The sequence below is a fragment of the Bacteroidota bacterium genome, from assembly GCA_016718825.1.
Classification (GTDB): domain Bacteria; phylum Bacteroidota; class Bacteroidia; order J057; family JADKCL01; genus JADKCL01.
On the sequence record JADKCL010000037.1, the window covers coordinates 24,790 to 40,983 of the forward strand.

At 48.6% G+C, this 16,194-nt stretch carries 18 protein-coding genes; 6 read left to right on the forward strand and 12 right to left on the reverse strand.

Annotation, left to right across the window (positions count from 1 at the left end; all coding sequences use genetic code 11):
• The first annotated feature begins 16 nt into the window (after positions 1 to 16).
• Together IPN95_25410 and IPN95_25415 are read left to right on the forward strand one after the other, a co-directional pair.
• Positions 17 to 1,156, forward strand: a complete 1,140-nt coding sequence (locus tag IPN95_25410; protein MBK9452698.1) for a hypothetical protein — start codon at positions 17 to 19, stop codon at positions 1,154 to 1,156.
• Between the two features lie 364 nt (positions 1,157 to 1,520).
• Entirely contained in the window at positions 1,521 to 2,360 is an 840-nt protein-coding gene (locus IPN95_25415) for a T9SS type A sorting domain-containing protein (protein ID MBK9452699.1), read from the forward strand.
• A gap of 280 nt (positions 2,361 to 2,640) precedes the next feature.
• On the opposite strand, the gene IPN95_25420 is transcribed toward IPN95_25415, so the two are convergent.
• Positions 2,641 to 3,087, reverse strand: a complete 447-nt coding sequence (locus tag IPN95_25420; GenBank protein MBK9452700.1) for a hypothetical protein — start codon at positions 3,085 to 3,087, stop codon at positions 2,641 to 2,643.
• The gene (locus IPN95_25425) at positions 3,080 to 3,838 is read right to left on the reverse strand and encodes a hypothetical protein (GenBank protein ID MBK9452701.1); all 759 of its coding nucleotides are present in this window, start codon (positions 3,836 to 3,838) and stop codon (positions 3,080 to 3,082) included. The genes IPN95_25420 and IPN95_25425 overlap by 8 nt, the downstream gene beginning before the upstream one ends.
• 27 nt (positions 3,839 to 3,865) lie before the next feature.
• Here IPN95_25425 and IPN95_25430 point away from each other — a divergent pair, with 27 nt between their 5' ends.
• Positions 3,866 to 4,090, forward strand: coding sequence for a hypothetical protein (locus IPN95_25430; protein MBK9452702.1), 225 nt, complete (start codon positions 3,866 to 3,868; stop codon positions 4,088 to 4,090).
• Between the two features lie 265 nt (positions 4,091 to 4,355).
• On the opposite strand, the gene IPN95_25435 is transcribed toward IPN95_25430, so the two are convergent.
• The 4 genes from IPN95_25435 to IPN95_25450 form a co-directional block, all read right to left on the reverse strand.
• A complete protein-coding gene (locus IPN95_25435; GenBank protein ID MBK9452703.1) occupies positions 4,356 to 5,183 on the reverse strand; it encodes a queuosine precursor transporter in 828 nt (275 codons plus the stop codon).
• Entirely contained in the window at positions 5,176 to 6,099 is a 924-nt protein-coding gene (locus tag IPN95_25440; GenBank protein MBK9452704.1) for a ribonuclease Z, read from the reverse strand. Before IPN95_25440 ends, IPN95_25435 begins: the two co-directional genes overlap by 8 nt.
• Before the next feature lie 195 nt (positions 6,100 to 6,294).
• On the reverse strand, positions 6,295 to 6,696 hold the full coding sequence (locus IPN95_25445) for an STAS domain-containing protein (protein ID MBK9452705.1): 402 nt from the start codon (positions 6,694 to 6,696) through the stop codon (positions 6,295 to 6,297).
• A gap of 202 nt (positions 6,697 to 6,898) precedes the next feature.
• Entirely contained in the window at positions 6,899 to 7,867 is a 969-nt protein-coding gene (locus IPN95_25450; protein MBK9452706.1) for a phosphoribosylaminoimidazolesuccinocarboxamide synthase, read from the reverse strand.
• A gap of 268 nt (positions 7,868 to 8,135) precedes the next feature.
• On the opposite strand from IPN95_25450, the gene IPN95_25455 reads away from it, so the two are divergent.
• Positions 8,136 to 8,690, forward strand: a complete 555-nt coding sequence (locus IPN95_25455; protein MBK9452707.1) for an ester cyclase — start codon at positions 8,136 to 8,138, stop codon at positions 8,688 to 8,690.
• Positions 8,691 to 8,728: 38 nt separating this feature from the next.
• Here IPN95_25455 and IPN95_25460 read toward each other — a convergent pair whose 3' ends face one another.
• The 6 genes from IPN95_25460 to IPN95_25485 form a co-directional block, all read right to left on the reverse strand.
• Positions 8,729 to 9,490, reverse strand: a complete 762-nt coding sequence (locus tag IPN95_25460; GenBank protein MBK9452708.1) for an RluA family pseudouridine synthase — start codon at positions 9,488 to 9,490, stop codon at positions 8,729 to 8,731.
• Positions 9,466 to 10,197, reverse strand: a complete 732-nt coding sequence (locus IPN95_25465; GenBank protein MBK9452709.1) for a M48 family metallopeptidase — start codon at positions 10,195 to 10,197, stop codon at positions 9,466 to 9,468. The genes IPN95_25460 and IPN95_25465 overlap by 25 nt, the downstream gene beginning before the upstream one ends.
• Complete coding sequence (locus IPN95_25470) at positions 10,194 to 11,186, reverse strand: ATP-binding protein (protein ID MBK9452710.1); 993 nt, start codon at positions 11,184 to 11,186, stop codon at positions 10,194 to 10,196. Before IPN95_25470 ends, IPN95_25465 begins: the two co-directional genes overlap by 4 nt.
• Positions 11,158 to 11,853, reverse strand: a complete 696-nt coding sequence (locus tag IPN95_25475) for a response regulator transcription factor (protein ID MBK9452711.1) — start codon at positions 11,851 to 11,853, stop codon at positions 11,158 to 11,160. Before IPN95_25475 ends, IPN95_25470 begins: the two co-directional genes overlap by 29 nt.
• A gap of 23 nt (positions 11,854 to 11,876) precedes the next feature.
• A complete protein-coding gene (locus IPN95_25480) occupies positions 11,877 to 12,521 on the reverse strand; it encodes a TlpA family protein disulfide reductase (GenBank protein ID MBK9452712.1) in 645 nt (214 codons plus the stop codon).
• 958 nt (positions 12,522 to 13,479) lie between these two features.
• Entirely contained in the window at positions 13,480 to 13,827 is a 348-nt protein-coding gene (locus tag IPN95_25485; GenBank protein MBK9452713.1) for a 4Fe-4S dicluster domain-containing protein, read from the reverse strand.
• 206 nt (positions 13,828 to 14,033) lie between these two features.
• On the opposite strand from IPN95_25485, the gene IPN95_25490 reads away from it, so the two are divergent.
• Together IPN95_25490 and IPN95_25495 are read left to right on the forward strand one after the other, a co-directional pair.
• Positions 14,034 to 15,011, forward strand: a complete 978-nt coding sequence (locus IPN95_25490; protein ID MBK9452714.1) for a hypothetical protein — start codon at positions 14,034 to 14,036, stop codon at positions 15,009 to 15,011.
• Positions 15,012 to 15,777: 766 nt separating this feature from the next.
• Positions 15,778 to 16,194, forward strand: a complete 417-nt coding sequence (locus IPN95_25495) for a hypothetical protein (GenBank protein MBK9452715.1) — start codon at positions 15,778 to 15,780, stop codon at positions 16,192 to 16,194.

The window sequence follows — 16,194 nt, forward strand, 5'->3', positions numbered from 1 at the left end:
ATATCATTCGGTGCATATGAAAGCTTTTTTGAAATTTTCATTGGTGTTGGCAACCTGCGGCGTGATGCTGACTGGTTGTTCGCCTGAGGGGGTCGGACCCACTGATAATCCAAATTCACCATCTCTCGCAGGTGCCGCAGGTGATCCGCACCCGGTTTTGGATACCATTTGCCAGAAGGCGGATACGATGTTCTTGGTGCGCGAGGACAATGGATCCGCATTCATTGACAAGTGCTACGGACCGGGTGGTCCACGTGCTTGCAATTCTACCGAATCCGCAATGCGTTGGGGATATTTGGAAATGCTTGAAGGCTATTTGGATGGGGTCGGCTATATCGACTGTAACTTCACAATGGCTCCAGGTTGGTTCTGCGATCGGAACAACTGGGAGTTCGGCATTGCTTCACAATTTCAGTTTGATCAAAACGGAATCCCCCTCGTTACCAACGACTGGAGCTCCAATATTGTTGCACCTGCTGCCAACCGCTGGCAACTGAGGGTGGAGACAACTGTGCTTCCTGACCCATGCTACAGTGTAGCATTGCGTGTGGGGGCAATCAAGTTGAATCTGTTTGGTGCAGCTGTAGCAGGTTCAGCCACTACTTTGTGGGGAAAGAACCGCAACTGGAACGTTACAGGAAATCCTGCCAGTTCGATCTCGCCATGGCTGCAAAATTTCTGTCCTTTGCGTTGCTTGGATACTCCCCCACCACCGCCAGTTGAAACCTCTTGCGTGCCATTGTTCGGTGGCGCAATCGGATACAACAGCTGCGCAACGATTTCCGCTAACACCACTGGCCTCACTGGAACATTGACCTACCTTTGGTCGACAGGTGCCACCACGCCTTCCATCAGCGTATGCCCAACTGCTACGACCACCTACTCGGTGACCATCAGCAGCAATGGCAACCCTGTATTGGTCAACGAAATTACCGTCAACTATGCCAGTGCCGCTTGCGGAAATGGTAACGGTGCGCCAAAAGTTTGGGTATGCCACGTTCCACCAGGAAACCCTGCAAACGTTCAGGAAATCTGCATCTCTGTGAATGCACTTCCAGCACACGTTGCAAGGTTCCGTGCTCCAGGCAGCAACCCTAACCAAGGTCATGACTCCGGCTGCGAAATCGGTCGCTGCGGAGCAAATCCTTGCCTCTGAAACTAGAAACGACAAGAAAAAGGAGGGCAGAAATGTCCTCCTTTTTTATTGTAATCATGGCATTCATCAGCTTGCCTTCTTCCAAAAATCATCTATTTCACCGACTTTTGGTTTGTGAATCCAAGAGAAGGTTTGTAAATTAGAGCAGGTGTTTGAAGACTCAATTTGGATTTGCATGAAATCATTGTACCGCCTCTATTTTTTCTTGGTTTTGTCCCTTTCGGTGACCGTGAGTCAGGCACAGCCTTCTTTGGGGCTGTCCAATTTGGCTGGATTCCCGGATGTCATCACGCAAGGTACGCAGTACAACGTGAGCGGGTGGATTGTCAATCGCGGAAACGTTGCATTTTCGGGCAGCATCGACATGAAGATGCTGGTCAATGGGACTGACCTTCTGAGTGTCACCAACAACTTCATCATCCAAACACAATTGCTCCCAGGAGACAGCGTGCTTTGGACAGAAAACAACTATACTTTCCCTCCCGGACAGTTTCGGTTAGGTAACAATGACGTGATCATTTGGTCCACGGCTCCTTCTAACTCTTCTGCGGAATCAGATTCGCTTGGGAAGCCAGTTTATTTCACCAATTCAGCTGCTTTCAGGCTAGAGAATGTGGGTTTTGAAGTTTTTGGCGAGTATGCAGATCTTGAAGAAAATTACACCTTCCTTCCAACAGTCACCAATGAAGGAAACAAAGAAGCAAATGAAGGAGTAGACCTCTTTGTGCAAATGAATTGGTTTGCACCGGTATTGCTAAGGCACTATGACGTGGAAATCGACATCAATGAAACTGTGGAATTTGTAATCGAAGACTTCAATGTCCTGGAAACCTTCAGAATCGGGCATGGAGACCTTGACCGTAATGAGCCACTAATCCTAGAATTCTTTGCATTGGAACATGATATCCAGATGGACCCAATCAATGAAAGGGCTGTCCCAGTTTCCAAAGTCACCGGACTTCAAAGTTTGTCTTCGGAGGAACTGATCGTTTATCCTAATCCAAGCAACGGCGATTTCAAAGTTGTAGTGCCCAATGGATTACAGGCAATTGGTTTCGATGTCTTCGATCTCCAAGGCAAGCTTGTTCATTCTCAAGATGCAACAGATATTGTCGCGTTCAGTTCTATTCCAGCAGGCACCTACCTGTTGGAAGTAAGAATGATCGGTGCAGAAAATTTGCGCCACCTCATCGTGCGCGAATAAATTCGCCTTTCTCATAAAATAGAGGATTGGCATGTTCTGAAGAATGGCAGAATCCTCTCAGAATTGGTAGCCTAAGTTTGGCAGTTGCAGCCGTGCGCGGTAGCATTGGCCTGAACGCAGTGGGAAAAACATTGGCAAATGGAGACGCAACAGGCGACTTGGAACTGCGAAAGGGATGACCAATGATGAGTTCATTTGATCCGCCCTCACGACCGCATTTGCTTCGTCTCATCAAAAAATCATTGACAAACCATGTCAATCATTTTTCATTTATAACGGACTATTTCTTGTTAATTCTCTCCAACTGAAGTTGGTAATAGGCGGTACCCTTGGCTTTTGCCTCGGCATAGACATCAAAGTTGATGATTGAATTGCCACCAAGTTCATCATCCTTGCAAACCGCTTCAAGTTCATTGAGCATCTTTTTGAGGTTGGGAAGCTTCCCCTTCTCAAGTGCAGCATTGATCTTGACCAAGATTTCTAGAAAAAGCGATACATGTTGGTACTTTTCGGTTTTCAGGAGTCTCCGGTAGTTCTTCTTGAACTCACTGTATTGGTCCGGAATAAAAAAGTAGTTACCACATTCCATCCTTAGAATCAGCTCAAAAACCTCACAATACATCTTCACTTCATCAGTCTGATTCTTGTATCCTTCTGATTTTTGTGCCTCTTGGATTGACTGCAGGGCCTTGGAATATTCACTTGAAATGAAGTGTTGATCAGCCAAGCTCCGTAAAAGGAAAAAGCCTAATCTGGCTTTGATCGCAGATCCTTGTATTGAGCGCTTCATGAATGAGTTCGCCAGAACGCTTCGTATTACCAAGGAATTTATAAACGTTGATACTTGAGTTTATAAAATAGAACAGATAAGCAAAATAATTTTGCTTATGATGCAAACTCAGCTCCTTTTCGAAAATTTCCAGATTTGCTTCTGCCTCAAGGAATTTTCGCGTTTTGATCAAGGCATTCACGAGCCAATGGCGCATCATCAGGCGCTCCGAATGGTTGTGGGAAGTGAATAGGTTCCCTGATTCGAAAGTTTGAATTGTGGTTTTGACGTATTCAACAAGTTGCCCGTATGCTTCCTTTTGAACCAACAAAGCCCCTACCACCCTAAATACCTGAATCTTACCTTCCGCAGAATGAAAAATCTCAGCAGAGGCTTCAACATTCTTCAATGTCTTCTCTAAAAGATCAATCACCGAAGACTTTTCTCTGGAGAAGTTGGACTTCTTCAGCTGCTGCGTGATGATGGCGATCGCCTCCGTGTTGCGGCGTTGAATTTTGACTTTTTCAAGATTGGCCTTGCGGCGCTCCAGCACCTCCTCGATATCTATCTCGATGTCTTTGACAGCTAGTTGGGTGTATTCCTCATAGATCACCTCGAGGATGTTGAACTGATCGAGCTCTTTTGCTTTCTTTTCCGCTTTTTTCAAGAAATAAAGCGCCAATCCGTAGCCACCGCGCTCGCGAAACATGATCGCAAGCTGAATGTCGTAGTAGGCATGAATCGAGTCTTTGTATTTGAAATGGTAGAATGTGAGGCTCTTTTCAATGTTTTCCAGCAACTTGTTACGCAGCCGGTAATAACGATTGCGCGTCTGTGCATCATTGGTTTGATACAAAGACTTCACGATCTCCTGCTCCTCATCGATGAACTTTTCGGAACGAATCGTATCAAAAAGGATGATCAGCTTCTTTTCGTCCTCAGATTTGAAGCGATTGGATAGAATTTTGAACCGGCGAACCTCATCGCTGGTTAGGCTGAATATGACTTTCTCTAGAACGTCCAAAGCTGATTCGATTCAAATTCACAATACAGCATCTAAAAGAAGACTTTAGAAACTGAAAATCTCGCGTAGTACGGGTATGAAAGCGAAAAACCAATTACAGCTCACAATTTAGCATTTTAGGCGACAGGAATGTTGCATTTTCTTATTGAGAATCGAGTTTTTTCCAACATTTTGTGTTGATACATGAATTTTGTCAGGCCAACTACTGTTCGTCAGGTGCCATTACGGCCCGCCTTCGCATTTCACGCGCCAACTCGATTCCCAGGAAGCGCTCAATCAGTCCATGAATCAGGTAAAGAAAGGGTGTCAGCACCAAGGCGACCAAAAATTTGAAGAGGTAATTGACGACTCCGATCCCAATGACCATGTCCAATGGCATTTTCCCACTAACATAAAATGCAATGAAGAGTACCACAAAGCTGTCTACAAACTGCGAAACCAAGGTACTCCCAGTCGCACGCAGCCAGATTTTCCCATCGCCCGTGATCGATTTGATGCGTTTGAAGAGATAGGCATCGAGCAGCTGCCCAACCAAAAAGGCGACCAACGAGCCGGCAATGATCCAGAGTCCTTGACCAAAAACTACGTAAAATGCGTAGTCAAAATCACTGACCTTCTGCAAAACAGCCTCTCTTTCCGCAGGACTTGCATTCAAAGGCACATGTGAAGTCGGCCAAAACCCAGAAGGGACCAACTGTATGCCCATAAAAAACATCAAAAAGCCATAGGTAATCAGCGCCGCCGCAAGCAAGGAAAGAATCCTGACCCCGCGTACGCCATAGTAGTCGTTGATGATGTCGGTCATGACAAAGATGACCGGCCAAAGCAAAACCCCGGCAGTCAGGTCAAAGCTGCGGTCCGCACCAAAAATGTGCAGGTTCAATTGCGGCAAACCAAAGGTCTGCTCGAGTGAGAAAATCTTGACGCCGATAAATTCGGCGATGAGCGCATTGGCCACAAAAAATCCGGCAAGAATGATAAAAAGGACATGTTCCTTTCTGAAAAGCGGGGCTGGGTCGACCTTATTCATCTTTTCTTAAGTCAAAGGTGAGACCCTCCAAGGCCAGATCAGTGTCGGGAAAGATTGCCCTTGCCTCCTCGAGGAGCGGTGCCAAATCGCGGTAGCGGGCGCTGAAATGCCCGATGATCAAGCGTTGCACCGATGCCTTTGTCGCCACAGTGCCGGCGTCGCGCGCAGTGCTGTGATGCGTCTCATGTGCGCGGTCGCGCATGTCGTGGGTGAAAGTTGCCTCATGGTAAAGCAACGTGACGTCTTTGATATAATCGATGAGTGCGTCATCGGGCATCGTGTCGCTGCAATAGGCATAGGAACAGGGCAGTTCCCGTTCAAAAAGCAGGTCATTGGCCAAGATCACACGCCCGTCGGTCAAGATGACGTCACGCTCCTGTTTGAGGAGGTGAAAGTATTCTTTTGGAATCTCCAAGGCCTTGGCCTTGAAGAAGTTAAATTTCCTGCGTTTGTTCTTCTCCCGAAAAATAAAGCCTCGACAGAAGCTCCGGTGATGCAACGGTATCGAAATCACCTCCAAACGATCCGATGAAAAAAGCACTTCGCCCGGTTCAAAATCCTCCAAGGCATGAAATTCAATCTCGTACTTGAGGACAGTATCCGAGAAATGAAAGATCATTCGGAGAATTTCCATCAGCCCACGCGGAGCAAATACCGGCAAAGGCTTGGTTCTTTCGTAGATGCTCAAGGAAGAAAGCAAGCCCGGAGCACCCAAAACGTGGTCGCCATGCAAATGCGAAATGAACAACGCATCAATCCGCGAATACTTGAAATGGTATTTCTGAAGTTGCATTTGCGTGCCTTCGCCGCAGTCAATCAAGAAATACCTGTCATTGAAGGTAACGACCTGGGAAGACGTAAATCTTCCATACGCCGGTGTGGCGGAGCTATTTCCCAATATGCGCACAGAAAACATGCTACCTATGCCTCCTTGATTGTTCCTTTCCCGCTCGGCAACCGCGAGCATGGCACATCCCGAGTCAACGCATGCCTATAACGCAAAAGTTCACCTTGGATGAAGCAAAATAGGGATTCGGCGGGAAAGTCAAGCGACAATTATCAGGATCAAAAGCATGATCCATACGCCGCCCGGCTTTCGGCAAAAAACGGCTCAGATGTCGTCTTCGCCGTCTTCGTCGGTATCGTCGTCGTCGATCGTGGATTCAATTTCATGCATGAACACCGCCTCAATGGCTTCTTGCTGCGTAGGCAAAATCGTGAAGACCCGGTCCAAGTGCGTGATTTCGATGAGTTTACGCACGTGCGGCGTAATTCCGAAAACGACAAAAAGTCCTTGAGCACTCGTGCACAGCGAGTTCGCGCGCAACAAGGCACTCAAGCCTGAGCTGTCTGCAAACTGAACTTCGCTCAAGTCCAAAATGATGTTGCGCTGCCCCTGCGTGTTGTACATGATCATGGCGCTCTTGAGCTCAGGAGCGATGGTGCTGTTCAACTTGTCTTCCTGCAAATGCAAGATCACATAGTTGTCGTGGAGTACTGTCGAATATTTCATTGCAAAAACATCAGCTAATAGTTGGGCAATTTATGAAAAAAGTTGGCAAGTGAAGGCGCAAGCTTGCGTCGCGAATTAGAAATTAGAAATGAAAAATGAGGGATGAAGCTTCAGCTTGAAACATCGGGCTCAAAAGTACTCGAAGCGTGCCACTGCGAAATGGAAGACCGAAGCGACATATTTCTAATTTCTAATTCCTCATTCAATCCTCGTCGGTCATGCCCAAGCGCTCAAGCTCAGCCGTGACATTGGCTTGGATACGGTCAGCGATGCTGTCGGTATCAGCCTTTTCAAACTTTCTGCCGGTGATCGTTTCATAGACATGGATATAACGCTCACTGATCTCGGCGACGAATTCATCGGGCATAAATGGCACCGCTTGGCCGTCAAGGCCTTGGAATCCATTTTCGATCAACCATTTACGTACAAATTCCTTGCTGAGTTGACGCTGTTCCTCTCCCCGGGCTTGCCGCTCCTCAAAACCTTCGAGGTAGAAGTAGCGTGAGCTGTCAGGCGTATGGATTTCATCAATCAAGGTGACTTTTTCGCCTTCGTGGAGTCCGAATTCGTATTTCGTATCCGCCAAAATCAGGCCTTTCTCACGGGCCATTTCCTGTCCACGTTGAAAGAGTGCCAAGGCATAATGCCGCATTTCGCCCCAAGTGTCTGCATCGACGAGCCCGGATTTCAGGATGTCCTTCTCCGAAATGTCCTCGTCATGGCCAATGTGGGACTTGGTGGTCGGGGTGATGATGGGCTCAGGGAATGGATCGTTTTCACGAAGGCCTTCCGGCAATTTGACGCCGCAAAGCTCGCGGCCGCCGGCAGCATACGTGCGCCAAGCATGCCCGCAGAGGTACCCGCGCACGACCATTTCCACTGGAATCGGCTGACAACGCAGACCGATCGTCACATTGGGATCGGGTGTCGAAACCAAGTGGTTGGGGGCGATGTCTTGGGTAGCCTCGAGGAAATAGGCCGCAGTTTGGTTCAATACCTGTCCTTTGTAGGGAATTCCCTTGGGCAGGATCACATCAAATGCCGAAATGCGGTCCGAAGCAACCAAGACCATCAATTCGGTGCCTACCATGTAGTTGTCGCGCACCTTTCCTGCATACTTTTCAAAAGGGACAGGAAAATGCAAATGTGTTTCGAGCAGCGCCTTTGCCATGCTTTTTTCAATTTCAATTTGGGTCGGCAAGTTCGGGAAAAAGCCCACATCGGGAAAATAATTCGATCCACATCTTGGCTGATAGCAAGGCAAAGGCATCGAATCCCACGATTTTGAGCTGCTAATGGTTCCCTTGAATTTCGGCAAAACGCAGGCCGTCACTTACGATCGAAGATTTGTGGAATTTCAAGGAATTCCCTTATTTCGAGTTGATGGCCTCACTTTCAGAGGAATCGATTCATTTTTCATCCAACTTAATTCGAATCCCATGATCAAAATGCGATTGAAGCAACTGTTTGCCGTTTGTGGTGTAATCCTTTTCCTTGCTGGTTGTGCAACGGACCCTAAAGAATCCAAAGAATTCAAGGACCTCCGTGCCGAGTTGGACAAATACCTCGCGGAGGATAGCCTCGAAAATGCCAATATCGCGTTGTATAAAAAGCTGGCGGAGATCAATGACACCACCGAACTACCACAACTGGATGCCCTGATCGCAAGTGACGTCAATTTTCATGACATGCCCGAAGGCATGCCCAATGGCCTCGCGGGATTCAAACAATTGCTCCATGGTTATTTCACCGCCATTCCGCAGATGCAAATGGACATCAAGCACATTCTCGCGAAGGGTGATATCGTGATTGCGCACATGGGCTTGAAGGGCGTCAATTCGGGGCCCAATGGACCTGCGCCTGCCACCGGAAAAAGCATCGACGTCGAAGGCTATGATTGTGTGCGCATTGAAAACGGCAAGGTCGTTGAGTATTGGTCATTGGCCAACGAGATGAAAATGATGACCCAACTCGGGTTGATGCCTGAGATGTAAAATGCGCCTTGGAATAAGCTTACCGACCCTATCGGAGGCTATTTCTCCGCGTCGTACCGCCTCAGAATCTTGAGTGCCGCTTCAAATTTCTTCGGAAGCGGGGCGACGATCACATACTCCTTTTCTAATAATGTGAATTGCAACCCACGTGCATGCAGCATGATGCCATCGTTCACGGTCGGTTCCTCTTCTTTGCGGTTGAATTTCCAGCGACGCTTGAGCTCGCTGAGCAGGATGTTTTTGCCGCCATACAGTTCGTCCCCAATCAGCGGACAACCCAAAGAGGCCATGTGAATGCGGATTTGGTGCATTCTACCGGTCAATGGAAAACAATCGACGAGGGTATAGTCTTTGAACTTCTCCGCTGTGCTGATGACCGTTGCGCTTTCCTTGCCGTTGACATGGTCTACCCGCGCTTTTCCCTTTCCGCTGAGCCCAATCGGCAATTCGATGAGTTGCTCGTCAAAATCGTGGTGCCCGCCTACCAAGGCGAGATAATGCTTGACGACCTCGCGGTGTTCAAACAGAATCGCCATTTCGCGGTAGATCTCCGGATTTTTGGCGAAGAGCAGCACCCCTGTGGTTTCCTTGTCGATGCGGTGGCAAAGTTGCAGCTCGGGCAAATAGCGCCTTCCGAGCCCCAGCATGTTGATCTCCGATTCGCGGTCGCTCAAACTGCTGATTCCGTGTGGCTTGTTCACAGCGATGATATGCTCGTCTTCAAGCAAAATGATATCCTCAAATCGAATGAACTCGCGCTTCTTTACGAAGGGCTTCAGTTCAAAATCCCAACCATCCATTGTTCTTCTTTCAATTGTGCTTTCGCGCGTTTGTAATCGGGAAAATATTTGCCCACCCAATTCCAGAATCGTGGGCTATGGTTCATTTCGTGGAGATGCATCAACTCGTGAACGATCACGTAGTCAATCAAACCTTCGCTGAGCAAGACAAGTTGCCAATTGAGGTTGATGTTGCGCAGCGTACTGCAACTTCCCCATTTGGATTTCAGCTCCTTGACATGCAAATGGTTAAAGCTCAAACCCGTCACTTTTGCCCAATGTTCCACCCGGTGCGCAAGATACATTTCGGAAAACTTGCGAATGGCAAAGTACAGAACCTTGCGGCGATGCCGCGTCAGGTATTTTTCAGGTGCAAAGACCTCAAAGGGACCGGAGCGGTCAAATTGGAAATAGGTGCGGTGCGAGGGATGCCAAACGACAGGATGCGGTTTACCAAAAAGCGGAACTTGCCGCTCGATATCCATCAGCAAATCCCTTTTGCGATCGGCCTCTGACCGACGCGACCTGTAACCCCGCAGAATCCAAGTGACCTTGCTGTGGAGAAACTGAAGGTCAAAATCACCCAATTTCCCATTGCTCGTTTCGATTTGGAGGCGATTGTCTTCCAGAAAACTCAGGCGCACCCGATTGGGCCGTCCCTTGACAATGCTCATCGGAATCGCCTCAGTGGCAATGCGGAGCGTGTTATCATCTTCGTGGATCGTCAATTGGCCTTTGCGAGTGTGAAGTTGAAAGTAGCGCCATTGCCAGGTGTGCTTTCCACCCAGATACGTTCTTTGTGGGCCTCGATGAAGTGTTTGCAAATGGCCAAACCCAGACCCGTTCCCCCGCGGTTCCGCGAACGACTCTTGTCGATGCGGTAAAATCGCTCAAACAACCGACTGATATGCTGTTGTTCTATGCCCGGCCCGTCGTCCTTGACCTTCACGAGCACTTTGGACTCCGATGTAAGCTCCAGGCTCAAGGTAATGTTCCCTTTGGAACTTCCGTACTTCACGGCATTGTCGATCAAGTTGCGCAAAACTTGCTCGATGCGCTGCTTGTCTGCCATGACCATCGCACGTTCAAGGCCGTTGGCCGAAATGGAATAGTGGATGTCCCTTCCCTTGCGTGTAAACTTATAACTGAGGCTGTCCAGCAGATCCACGATCAGCTCATAGATGCTGAATTTTTCATGGTTCATACTCAGCTGACCCGATTCGATATGGCTGATGACCAAGATGTCGGATACGAGGTTACTCAAGCGCTCCGCATGTTTTCCAGCTTTTTGCAGGAATTTCCGGTTGACTTTCGGATCCTCCAAGGCGCCGTCGAGCAGGGTTTCGATGAATCCCTCAATCGCAAAAATGGGCGTCTTGAGTTCATGGGAAACGTCGCCCAAAAATTCGCGGCGAAACGCCTCCATTTCTTTCAGACGGGTGATTTCCTCTTGAATTTCCTTGCTGCGTTCGGCATCAAGCTGCTTGAGACGGCGGTAAAGGAAGAACTGCAAGACTGCGGTGAGCGCGAGGAAGCTCAACACAAACATCGCCAACGTCTCGACAAAAAGATTGCCGCGTTCCAAACCGTCCACCACGCGCACAATCACAAAGGTGACCGAGATCGCCAAAGCAGTCAGCAAACCAACGAGAACAGAAGGCGGGTACTTTTGGTCCTGCCAACCGATATCAGGCCTTAGTGGTGAATTTGTAGCCAACGCCTTGAATTGTTTTGATCCACTTTTTTCCAATTTTTTCGCGCAGCTTGCGCACATGCACATCAATCGTGCGGTCCACGACTTGCACATCTGATCCCCAGACTTGCTCCAATAAAATGTCGCGCGTGAACACCTTGCCAGGTTGTGACGCGAGGAACAACAAGAGCTCAAACTCCTTCTTGGGCAGGCTCAAGGGTTTACCTTTGCGGTAGACCAGGTATTCGTCACGGTTGATTTCCAACTCCCCCACTTTCAGGGTATTGCTTTGCTCGACAGGTGCAGGCCCCGATTGCCGCCCCCTCCGAATGATCGCTTGCAGTCTTGCCAAGAGCAACCTTGGCTTGATCGGCTTGGTGACGTAGTCGTCAGCGCCTGCTTCCAAGCCAGCGATTTCGCTGTATTCCTCGGAGCGTGCCGTAAGGAAAATAATATGCGGCCTGTCTCCGCCCGGCATGGCACGCAATCGACGGCAGGTCTCCACACCATCCATGCGGGGCATCATGATGTCCAGCAAGATCATGTCGGGCTCCTCCTTGCGTGCGATTTCCAAGGCTTCTTCGCCATTCGAAGCGCGAAGCACCTTAAAATCAGCCTTCTCCAAATTGTATTGAAGCAACTCGAGGATATCTTCCTCGTCATCTACCAGCAGTATCTTGATTTTTGGCATACGTTGCTTCGCTCGGGACTTTCTTAGCTTCCGAAAATTTCTTTGAGTTTTTCTTCCAGGGCAGGACCTCTCAAGTTACGGGCAATGATCTTGCCTTCCTTGTCTACGAGCACCGTCGCAGGAATCGAATTTACGCCATAAGCCTTGGCCGGTTGACTTCCCCAGCCGCCCAAGTCACTGATATGCGCCCAAATCAGGCCGTCTTGCTTGATCGCATCAAGCCATTTTCCCTTTTCTTGATCCAGACTCACACCCAAAATTTCAAATCCTTTGGGATGATACTTCTTATAGGCTAGCAAGACGTTGGGATTTTCCATTCTGCAAGGGCGGCACCAGCTTGCCCAGAAGTCAATCATGACGATTTTTCCACGAAAATCGCTCAATTTCATCGTCTTGCCATCGGGTGTTGCTGCAGAGATGTCAGGTGCCATGCCGCCTTCGGCCGTGGCTTCTATCTGGGCGATCGAATTGTTGAGCGAGGCGATGAAGCCGGGATCGCTGGAAGGGTACGTGCTGATAAACAATTTCCCGTATTCAAGAAGAAGATCGCTTTTCGCTTGTTCGAAGCCGGAAACAAATCCGCGGAGCAAACTTTCATGGGCGACTGAACCCGCATTTGCCTTGGCTAACACAGGATCGATCGAACTTTTGACCACGTCTTTGGGCATTCCTTGACCGACAAGCGTACCGCTAAAGGCGCGAGCCTTGTCAAACAATTGGGGCATGCCAGCAATTTCAGCATCGTTGAAATCCAAACCGGCGAAAAATGATTGACGGAAGTACTCAAGTTCGTTGGGGTACTGACTGTGGCTTGGATCAGATATATAAGGCTGGAAATGATATATCTTGGCGATTTTACCAAGGTATCCGCCAGCTTTGATCAACGAATCCATGTAGGTCCCATGAAACTTGTTAAGGTTCGTGATGTCTCCTTGGATCCGTTGGACTTGCATCGGATCCGTTTGGGAAAATATCTGCAGATTCTGGAAGAGACCATTGAGCTGCTGATTGTGGTTGTTCATGCGCTCCTGCAGGTGCACAAAGCCGTCGTTCATGATGGCGCCTTCAAATTTGAATTGCTGCGGGGTATTGCAATTACCCTCCATGGTGATTTCACCACCATCGCCCAAGACGACATTGGTTGCACGGTTGGGGGCTTCGCCAATCATGTAAAACCCGGGATGCGCCAGCTTTTTGGACAAGCTGAATGTGACATCGCTGCCATCCTTCTCAAGTTTTGCAGCTGCAACCTGATTCACCCTTGTTCCATTGACCTCAAACAATCGAATTGAATCCCCGGAGCATTGGGAGAGTTTGCCGTTGATCAACGTTTCACCATCCGCTGCGCCACCTCCACTTTTGCAGCCCACAAGCATTGCTAGCGAAAGAAATACAAAAAGAACCGACGGAAGGGGATTGAACTTCTTGAATTGTGCTGATTTCATCGTTTTTGAAAAATACTTCGAGGATTACGGCGATTGCCTTCAACAAAGGCCAAATATAAGCCGAGTTATGCAATTCTTAAAACCTGCGCAGCGTGACAAGGAAAGCCAATCACGGTTGCGCGAATGCAAAAAACCCGTGCAATGCAGCGGGTTTTGCAGATTTCTATGGATTGGATGTCGCTCAGACGTGCATCCAATTTTTCTTCTCCAGCAATTCTTCCTTGCTTTCAGGATAATCGGGATCAGGGACGCAGCAGTCTACCGGACAAACCGCGGCGCACTGCGGCTCCTCGTGAAATCCAGTACATTCCGTGCATTTATCAGGAACGATGTAGTAGATTTCGTCAGAAACAGGTTTCTGAATGGCATTGGCCGATTGTGAGCTACCATCGCCAAAGGCGATATCGCCGCTGAGCCCCGTACCATCTGAAAAACGCCATTCGACGCCAGGCTCATAGATTGCAGTATTGGGGCATTCTGGTTCGCAGGCGCCGCAGTTAATGCATTCTTCGGTGATCATCAGTGCCATAGTGCTCTTCTTCTTTTGTCAATCCTTTATTTAAAATTCGCAGACCACGGAAAAACCCTCTCCTACTGCGATTGTTTCCAATTTGATGCAAAAGTAAGGATATTTTTTATTTGGAATCATTCTAAATAAGGAAAGGATATACGGCGACGAAAACCGTCCGTGCCACTTGTCGTCCGAATTTGGCTTCCATACGCTAATTTTGGACCATGATTGCCGAGGATTTAAAAGGTTGGGGCCAATTGCTGGCAACGATGCGCGACGACGAAAGCTTGCTTGCGCGTGCAGCCAACATGAATGAATGGTTTACCCCGGATTCCATTCAATTGGCGATTGAAGCGATGCTACCCTGGTTTGAGGGCAACTTGTTGACAGACCTTCGAAACAAGTACCCCACGGTTCGCAAGGCGCGGCGAATCGGTTTGATTTTGGCGGGAAACCTTCCTTTCGTGGGTTTGCACGATGTATTAATGGTGCTCCTGAGCGGCCATATCGCCGTCGTCAAGCCTAGCCACAAGGATGCGGTACTCCTTCTTCGCCTCCTGGAACGCTCGTCGCCCGAAATCCAGCGGCGCGTGAGCATTGTAGACCGCATTTTGCCCAACGAGGTCGACTTTCTGATCGCAACGGGAAGCAATACCACGGCGAGGCAGATCGAGGCTTCGTTTGCAGGAATACCACAATTGATTCGCAAAAGCCGCTTTTCGGTGGCTGTACTTGATGGAAACGAGTCAGAAAGCGCATTGACAGGGTTGGCGGATGATGTTTTGATGTATCATGGCTTGGGTTGCAGGAGTGTCGCCTCCATCCTGATTCCCAATGGCTACGATATGCAGCCGCTGAATGCAATCCTAGATCGTCATTTGCCACATGCCTTGGCTCCTGCTTGGCATGATGTGGTGCGCTTCGAACGTGCAAAATGGATGATGACCGGCGCGCGTATCGAGCCTTGCCAGCGCATTTTGGTCCTGCACGGGCAAACGCTGCGCCCGGGAGGCATCGGCGTCCTGCGTATTGTGACCTATTCCAGCGATGCCGAATGCGCATTTTTGCTGGCAGGGGCGGAATCAGAATTGCAGTGTACTGTTGGCGCACATTACATTCCGCTGGGACAGGTTCAGCGTCCTCGATTGGATGATTTTGCAGACGGCATTGATACCCTGCAAAGCTTGACGGGACTTGCCTGAAGAATCATTAAAATTCCCGACCTGCACCAATTCGCCACCAATCTGCTTCTTGCAAAAGCCCGGTATTCGGCTTTTGTCTAGATTGACCGTGTAGGAAGCGGCACTGCATATCCTTTTCTGATTATCACGAATTCTTACATCAAACATTTCGTGGATTTTTGAGCGTTTTTTTCGGCCAAGCAAGCTTGATGGCCAAAGACTGCCCGCTAAAAGGCCTCCCAGATCATCAATTGGCCATATCCAGAGAAAGTCGATCGTTGAATTGGACATGAATTTTTTTTGAAAAAATGTCTTGCGTTTTCAATTTGTTACATCGATATTTACGAATAGGATACTAGGAATGAGGTTTTTAAAGAATCAATTCGACTCAGAATTTTTGAAATTAAAAATTGCCCGAACCCAATGATCAACTGAAACGGGATCAGCGCAAGAAGATTAAAAAGAAGTTAAGGATCGTGGCTGAATATGGTTCAGCTTGGAGGTTGCGTCATCGCGATCAATGTGCATTACTGTGCGTTGCGCTGAGCCGTTTCCTTTGAGCGTGAACTTTCTGGCCAATGAAGCAAGTAGTGCGGTCGTCTATCATCGGATTTCGGTTCGAGGTGTGACTATTTGCTTGAATTCGACGCGTTCTTTGGGCGTATTGGAGCTACAGAACAAGTGCTAATACATTGATAATAAGTGTATAAAATGCTTGATATGGATCAAAAAACGCTCGAAAAAATCAATCTATTCACAATTCTAAAATTTTAAATTGAAAAGAAACATGAATCAATTGTTGAAAATGTTGGCAATGGGAATGCTGCTTGGGCTGCTTTCCATTAGCTACGCGAATGCACAATCGCTCACGCCCGCGGAACCGATCCGCAGCGGATCGCTTGCCGATCCGAGCGTGGAAGCCGCAGGCTATGACGCCCACAAGGCGCAGTTTGTCGCTGAAAACCCTCAGTTGTACAACGAAATGGTTGGCAATCAGCAAGTAAAAACGCTCCCAGCGAGCAATCCATGGGGTTCCGATGAAAACAAGGAGCGCTGGGTTGCCGAGCATCCAAGCGAATATGCCGCGTTGCAGCAAAACGCTGTCGACAATCGCACACGCGTCACCCGTGCTGAGTTCAATGCCCTGCCTGTTGACAAGCAGCAGGCCATGCAAAACGATGCCAATTTCATCATCATCGACTAA

Excerpts from the sequence above, each read along its gene's own strand:
- IPN95_25410 (MBK9452698.1), top strand. The coding sequence starts at position 17 with ATGAAAGCTTTTTTGAAATTTTCATTGGTGTTGGCAACCTGCGGCGTG.
- IPN95_25415 (MBK9452699.1), top strand. The coding sequence starts at position 1,521 with ATGAAGATGCTGGTCAATGGGACTGACCTTCTGAGTGTCACCAACAAC.
- IPN95_25425 (MBK9452701.1), bottom strand. The coding sequence starts at position 3,838 with ATGTTTCGCGAGCGCGGTGGCTACGGATTGGCGCTTTATTTCTTGAAA.
- IPN95_25430 (MBK9452702.1), top strand. The coding sequence starts at position 3,866 with ATGAATCGAGTCTTTGTATTTGAAATGGTAGAATGTGAGGCTCTTTTC.
- IPN95_25435 (MBK9452703.1), bottom strand. The coding sequence starts at position 5,183 with ATGAATAAGGTCGACCCAGCCCCGCTTTTCAGAAAGGAACATGTCCTT.
- IPN95_25440 (MBK9452704.1), bottom strand. The coding sequence starts at position 6,099 with ATGTTTTCTGTGCGCATATTGGGAAATAGCTCCGCCACACCGGCGTAT.
- IPN95_25445 (MBK9452705.1), bottom strand. The coding sequence starts at position 6,696 with ATGAAATATTCGACAGTACTCCACGACAACTATGTGATCTTGCATTTG.
- IPN95_25450 (MBK9452706.1), bottom strand. The coding sequence starts at position 7,867 with ATGGCAAAGGCGCTGCTCGAAACACATTTGCATTTTCCTGTCCCTTTT.
- IPN95_25455 (MBK9452707.1), top strand. The coding sequence starts at position 8,136 with ATGATCAAAATGCGATTGAAGCAACTGTTTGCCGTTTGTGGTGTAATC.
- IPN95_25460 (MBK9452708.1), bottom strand. The coding sequence starts at position 9,490 with ATGGATGGTTGGGATTTTGAACTGAAGCCCTTCGTAAAGAAGCGCGAG.
- IPN95_25475 (MBK9452711.1), bottom strand. The coding sequence starts at position 11,853 with ATGCCAAAAATCAAGATACTGCTGGTAGATGACGAGGAAGATATCCTC.
- IPN95_25480 (MBK9452712.1), bottom strand. The coding sequence starts at position 12,521 with ATGCCCAAAGACGTGGTCAAAAGTTCGATCGATCCTGTGTTAGCCAAG.
- IPN95_25485 (MBK9452713.1), bottom strand. The coding sequence starts at position 13,827 with ATGGCACTGATGATCACCGAAGAATGCATTAACTGCGGCGCCTGCGAA.
- IPN95_25490 (MBK9452714.1), top strand. The coding sequence starts at position 14,034 with ATGATTGCCGAGGATTTAAAAGGTTGGGGCCAATTGCTGGCAACGATG.
- IPN95_25495 (MBK9452715.1), top strand. The coding sequence starts at position 15,778 with ATGAATCAATTGTTGAAAATGTTGGCAATGGGAATGCTGCTTGGGCTG.